Annotated in this window: 1 pseudogene; it reads left to right on the top strand. The window is 55.5% G+C overall.

Features of this window, described 5'->3' with window-relative positions:
* Window positions 1-141: 141 nt before the first annotated feature.
* A pseudogene (locus H8A87_RS19505) lies at window positions 142-880 on the top strand (IS701 family transposase); the annotation flags it as partial.

Below are 880 nucleotides of genomic sequence, written 5' to 3'. Positions count from 1 at the left end.
GCGAAATTGATTATACCAAATCGTCATGCTGTTCAAATCCCCCCTCACAAAACGTCAACACCCCCTAGTACTACAGTCGTACGCCCCATTGTGGCATGATGGCCCTGACATTTTTTTCCTGAAAATACGGGGAGGTGTTCAATGCACTCACCGACCAATGCCTGGGAACAAGAACGGCTCTCACTCCATACTCGTCTGGCTCCCTTGTTTCACCATCCTGGCCCACAACAACGCAGCCTCGCATATCTCCGGGGGCTGCTCAGTGACGTTGAACGTAAAAATGGCTGGCAACTGGCGGAATGGATAGGCGAACGCACGCCTGATGGAGTTCAGCATCTGCTGGAGCGAGCTCACTGGGATGTCGACGCCGCCCGCGATATTCTGCGGGACTATGTGACAGAACATTTGGGCGATGAGCACGGTGTACTTATTGTGGATGAAACGGGCTTTATCAAAAAAGGCACGCATTCTGCTGGGGTGCAACGTCAATACAGTGGCACCGCCGGGCGCGTCGAAAACAGCCAGATAGGCGTCTTTCTCTGTTATGCCGGTCAGGGCGGCCATGCCTTTATTGACCGGGCCTTATACCTGCCCAAACCCTGGACAGATGACCGGCCCCGCTGTGAAGCCGCCGGTATTCCTGACTCCGTCCCTTTTGCCACCAAACCGCAGCTCGCCCGACAGATGCTGGAACGCGCATTAGAGGCTGGCGTTCCCTGTCGCTGGGTGACGGCAGATGCTGTTTATGGTCAGGATCGTCGTCTGCGCTGCTGGTTGGAGTCCCGATATCAACCGTTTGTGCTGGCGATCCCCAAAAATGAACCGCTATGGTGGCAAGGGCCGACCTATGTCAGAGCGGACAACATTGTGGACAACCTGG

This window comes from Xenorhabdus lircayensis (genome assembly GCF_016306625.1).
In the GTDB taxonomy this organism is placed as follows: Bacteria; Pseudomonadota; Gammaproteobacteria; order Enterobacterales; family Enterobacteriaceae; genus Xenorhabdus; species Xenorhabdus lircayensis.
This window is presented reverse-complemented; position numbering and strand designations above follow the sequence as displayed.